7 protein-coding genes are annotated in these 4,484 nt (G+C 44.0%); 6 read left to right on the top strand and 1 reads right to left on the bottom strand.

Translation table 11 applies throughout. The features are described from left to right. The first annotated feature begins 86 nt into the window (after nucleotides 1-86). From VIN08_RS28015 to VIN08_RS28005, 3 genes are read left to right on the top strand one after another with little or no spacing between them, the layout of a single operon-like run. Nucleotides 87-857 carry a hypothetical protein gene (locus tag VIN08_RS28015; protein ID WP_331972968.1) on the top strand — a complete coding sequence of 257 codons (771 nt, stop codon included), beginning with the start codon at nucleotides 87-89 and terminating at the stop codon, nucleotides 855-857. Nucleotides 858-873: 16 nt separating this feature from the next. Continuing rightward, a complete protein-coding gene (locus VIN08_RS28010) occupies nucleotides 874-1,800 on the top strand; it encodes a hypothetical protein (protein ID WP_331972966.1) in 927 nt (308 codons plus the stop codon). 6 nt (nucleotides 1,801-1,806) lie between these two features. Beyond that, nucleotides 1,807-2,013: a hypothetical protein gene (locus VIN08_RS28005; protein ID WP_331972964.1), complete on the top strand. Its 207-nt coding sequence runs from the start codon at nucleotides 1,807-1,809 to the stop codon at nucleotides 2,011-2,013. A 445-nt stretch (nucleotides 2,014-2,458) separates the two neighbouring features. Here the strand turns inward: VIN08_RS28005 and VIN08_RS28000 are convergent, their stop codons facing one another. Continuing rightward, nucleotides 2,459-2,659 (bottom strand): hypothetical protein, encoded by a 201-nt coding sequence (locus VIN08_RS28000; protein WP_331972962.1) that lies wholly within the window; start codon nucleotides 2,657-2,659, stop codon nucleotides 2,459-2,461. Nucleotides 2,660-2,905: 246 nt separating this feature from the next. On the opposite strand from VIN08_RS28000, the gene VIN08_RS27995 reads away from it, so the two are divergent. The 3 genes from VIN08_RS27995 to VIN08_RS27985 form a co-directional block, all read left to right on the top strand. Continuing rightward, entirely contained in the window at nucleotides 2,906-3,250 is a 345-nt protein-coding gene (locus VIN08_RS27995) for a DUF6958 family protein (RefSeq protein ID WP_331972960.1), read from the top strand. 45 nt (nucleotides 3,251-3,295) lie between these two features. After that, nucleotides 3,296-3,979 (top strand): NUDIX hydrolase, encoded by a 684-nt coding sequence (locus VIN08_RS27990; protein WP_331972958.1) that lies wholly within the window; start codon nucleotides 3,296-3,298, stop codon nucleotides 3,977-3,979. Between the two features lie 101 nt (nucleotides 3,980-4,080). After that, nucleotides 4,081-4,484 (top strand): DUF4291 family protein (locus VIN08_RS27985; RefSeq protein ID WP_331972956.1); only part of this gene is annotated, 404 nt, incomplete at its 3' end.

The raw sequence follows: 4,484 nt of genomic DNA, 5'->3' as shown, positions 1-4,484 counted from the left end.
GGCTATATTCTTTGTATAGGTCAAAATTTAGCTTATTTTTGTATAATGACCTTTTTCTTAAAACCCTAATCTAATAACCAGCGCTCATGGCCAGAAGAAAAAAGCAAGACGAAGAAGCACAGGATAATTTCAATAATGAATCGGATGACAGCTTTGGTCTTCCCGAAGTTGAATATGAACCCTTAAAGCGCGAGGAAGAACCTCAAGCCGCTGCTGAGAGCGAACGAGCCGATACTACATCTACCGAACAAGAGCCTGCATCTGCACCGAGTAACGAAGAAGTAGTTGAAGAAGAAGAAATCATGGAAGAAGAATCAAACTATAATCCACCGTCCTATACCGAGGAAGAGGAGAGACCATCTGTTCTGCCGAAGGTATTGCTTGTATTGTTCCTGCTGGCCGTTGTAGGTGCAGCAGTATGGTATTTCGGATTCTATCGCCCCGAACAGGAGAAAGCGAGATTTGCGCAGGAAGAAAAATTAAGGCGTGAAGCTGAAGAAAGACGCAAGAGTGATGCTGAACGCCTGGCGGCTCTCAAGCGCGAAGAAGATGAAAGAAGACGTGCCGACTCATTGGCAAATCTCAAGCCCGCTGCCGGTACAATTGAGACACTAAGTGATCGCACCGGACGTTATTATATTGTTGTAGCCAGTGCTATAGATGACGACCTGATCGCTGATCATGCCAAGAAGCTCAGCAACAGCGGTGTGACCTGCTATATTATTCCGCCATTCGGCAAAACTAAATTCAGCAGGCTGGCTATTGACTATAAAGATACCTATGCGGATGCCCAGGCTACTGCCGATGGCATGAAAGGCGGAGATTATGGGAACGAAATTTGGGTAGTAAAATACTAGATCAACCAAGATACGTATGACTGACCGGCAGGAAAAGAAAAATGAACTGGTAGCCTTTCTTACAACCGTGGGGATACACGCAGTAGCATTGCTGCTTATGTTCTTCATTGTTGCGTGGCGACCGATGAATCCTCCGCCCGGTGAATTTGGTGTTGAACTAAATTTTGGTCTCGATGATCAGGGAAGTGGTGATGTGCAACCGGAAACGCCTGTAGGTTCCGGTGGTACACAGGAAGAAGAGCCAGAGAAAAGTGAGCCTCAAACTTCAACACCACCCCCTCAGCAAACTACACCTCCGGCAGAGGAGAAGATGTTGACGACTGATGAGGAAGATGCCCCGGTCATTGAAAAGAAAGAAGAGAAGAAGACCGAGATCAAGAAAGAAGAAGTAAAAAAAGAGGAAGTAAAAACTGTAGAGCCTCCCAAAGAAAAAGTTGTTGAGAAACCGAAAGAGGTAAAGAAAGAGGAAACTCCCAAGAAGGAAGAGCCGAAGGCAGTATATAATCCGAATGCTCAGAATACCGAGTCATCGAATAAAACATCAGAAGGTAAAGCCGGTCAACCCGGCAATCATGGTGACGACAAAGGTAAAGTAGGAGACAAGGGAAGCCCTGAAGGAAAGCTGGATGCGAAAGCACTCTATGGCCAGCCCGGTGGCGGAGGTGGTAATGGAACAGGCTCAAGTCTGGCATTGGCGGGCTGGGATTGGGACGAAGTGCCGAAGCCACAAGTGCCCAACAACGAATCCGGTAAAATTGTATTTGAGATTGTAGTAAACTCCGATGGAGAATTGGAGAAGATCACCATACTGGAAAATAGTCTTAGTGCCGAAGCAGCCAAGGCCTGTAGGCAGACCGTTGAGCGACTCACGTTTACCAAAACAGGTACCAATGTGCCAACCTTGTCGAAAGGGAAGATCACATTTCTGGTGCGCGCCAAATAAACTCACATGAACAACCCGTACGTTGCTTTTATTCAAGACGTACTCATTACCCTGCACGCTAACATTCGGGACCTGAAGGAACGGAGAAACTTTGCCGATCCGGAAGAGCTCACGTACATCGAGGCAAAGCTGCTTGCTTATAACGAAATGCTTTCTATACTTCGCTCCAGTGCCGATGATACCGGTATAGATCGTAGTGAAATAGGTTTATAGCTTAAAGCTGAAAGTAGCAAGCGAAAAGCAAGTTTGTATTTCACTTCAACATTCGTTGATCGATATTCCTTGTTCGATATTGGTTTCCCGCAGATAAAATGCAAAAAAATCTCCCACAGAATTCACAGAATAGCACAGAAGTTTAAAGCTGAAAGTAAAAAGCTGCAAAGCTGGTGTGCAATATACTTCAGCGTTCGTTGATCTGTGTTCCTTGTTCGATATTCAATTTCGATATTCTCTAGTGGTGGCGCTTCCTGACTTCCGGTCTTTCGGACTTTCCGTCTCTCCGCATTTATACTTCGGTATTCCTTGCTCCTTGTTCGATATTCATTATTCAAACGGCTTTCATACTCTCGAAATTGTTGTTCGTTGTATGTTGGCAGTTATTCGTAGTGAGAAGTGATCTTCTAATTTTGCGGTATATTTTCTATACGATATATACTCTTCATCGTGCTACTCGCACCACTTCCATTTCTCCAATAGTATAATTGCCCATCGGTATAAGATCGATGCGTGTGATCTTGCCTTTATACTTGGCGCCATTCGAGAGCATAACAATGATAACCTGATCGACCAGAAGTTGCTCGGCAGCACGCAGTGTTACGCGACACGACACACGCTCTTCATTCAGAAATTTTGTATCCATCTCTTTGCTTTCAAGCTGGTAGTAATGCATGGCGAAGACTATATATGTTACTGTTGCAGCGGTAAAGTTAACACCCGCTTCATACCAACAATCGATAGCGTGATAAACAGAGATTTCAATTTAATCGATACTTTTTCCGTATTAGTCGAAAAGTCGATCACCGGTATCGTTTTTTTAATGAAAAGATGTGTCAAACATATCTATTGTACGTTGTAACGCTATACATTTACCTGATTGATTTTGCGTATGAAAAGTGAGATGGTGACTCTTCGTCCGGATGGGCGAAAGGGTATAACAATGACGGAGTCGTACTACAAAACATTGTCTGCCTATATATTGTCTGCTCTGGATACAGAAGAGCCGATAACGCTGAATATATTACTCGAAAAAGCACTCGAAGATTTTACTGATTCTATTGATAGCGACATCACCTGGTATGTGTTGCAGGTAAAACTGGATCTTGAAGCCCGCAGTTATATACGCACGGTTACACCTCCCTATAGAAAACGCCTTTTTCTGTTGAAGCTCACCCGCCAGGGGCAGAAGCGATTACAGCATGGCAAGCTGCTTGCAGACTGGTCGGTCGATTAGCAGATCACTTGTTTCAATTCATAAAATTGCTTCACTTTATGCAACATGAAGCAATCCATCAAAGTATCAGTTGATGCCGTTGTTTTTGGTTACGACCAGGAGCAAGGTATTTCCATTCTGCTGATCAAACGAAAATTCGAACCCTTTCAGAAATTCTGGGCTCTTCCCGGTGGACTCGTAAAAGATGATGAGTCGCTCGAAGAAGCCGTAAGACGGGAGCTGCAGGAAGAAGCCGGTATAGATGTAAATTACCTGGAGCAGTTATACTCCTTCGGTAAACCCGATCGTGATCCGCGCAACCGGGTTATATCCATTGCGTATTTTGGTTTGGTACGCCCGGCCGATTATCAGTTAGCAGCACAGACCGATGCCGAAGATGTAGCCTGGTTCAGCATCAAGAAACTTCCCAGGCTGGCGTTCGATCATAAAACTATTCTGGACAGCGCCATCAAACGCCTTCGTGGTAAACTAGCCTACGAGCCCATTGGCTTTGAACTGCTCGACAAGAAATTTCCATTCTCGGATCTTGAAAATTTATACCAGATACTGCTCGACCAGGAGATAGACCGCAGAAATTTCAAGAAGAAGATTATAGGCTACGGCTTCCTGGAAGAACTCGATGAAACCGTACAAAAGAAATCCGGCAGGCCCGCACGGCTGTTTCAGTTCAATAAGAAAAAGTATTTCGAGCTGAAAGAGAAGGGCTACAACTTTGATATTTTCTTCTGATGATCAGGCACTCAGCTTAATTATTGTAAAAAATACACAAATTGTTCTTTGTTGGATCAACCTTGTATCTATATTTGCGTATATAATACACAAATAGAATTATGAAAACAGAACGTTATCAGGAAAGTATAAACCGTTTACCGAAAGATGGGAGACATATACTGGCGCATCAATCAGAGAATACAATTACCGTATACCAGGCTTACAGAGATTCGATTGCTGCCTATGCTGTAAAGCACCAGCAATTTGGAGGAGATTTTAGCTATAACAGAATGTCGTGGATCAAACCTAATTTTCTGTGGATGATGTATCGGAGCGGTTGGGCCATGAAGGAAGGGCAAGAAAATATTCTGGCCATCACCCTCTCAAAAGAAAACTTCGACACAATACTGCAGGATGCTGTTATATCTTCATTCAGTAAAGATTATTATAAGAATGAAGCAGATTGGCAGCAAGCGCTTCAATTGCATGAGGTGCGATTGCAGTGGGACCCGGACCATGATCC

Origin of the sequence: Ohtaekwangia sp. (assembly GCF_036568665.1) — a bacterium.
In the GTDB taxonomy this organism is placed as follows: domain Bacteria; phylum Bacteroidota; class Bacteroidia; order Cytophagales; family Cyclobacteriaceae; genus Ohtaekwangia.
The sequence above is the reverse complement of the archived record's forward strand: the minus strand, read 5'-3'. Positions and strand labels throughout refer to the sequence as shown.

Coding starts and splice junctions, on each gene's coding strand:
- VIN08_RS28000 (WP_331972962.1), bottom strand. CDS start 2,659: ATGGATACAAAATTTCTGAATGAAGAGCGTGTGTCGTGTCGCGTAACA.
- VIN08_RS28010 (WP_331972966.1), top strand. CDS start 874: ATGACTGACCGGCAGGAAAAGAAAAATGAACTGGTAGCCTTTCTTACA.
- VIN08_RS28015 (WP_331972968.1), top strand. CDS start 87: ATGGCCAGAAGAAAAAAGCAAGACGAAGAAGCACAGGATAATTTCAAT.
- VIN08_RS27995 (WP_331972960.1), top strand. CDS start 2,906: ATGAAAAGTGAGATGGTGACTCTTCGTCCGGATGGGCGAAAGGGTATA.
- VIN08_RS28005 (WP_331972964.1), top strand. CDS start 1,807: ATGAACAACCCGTACGTTGCTTTTATTCAAGACGTACTCATTACCCTG.
- VIN08_RS27990 (WP_331972958.1), top strand. CDS start 3,296: ATGAAGCAATCCATCAAAGTATCAGTTGATGCCGTTGTTTTTGGTTAC.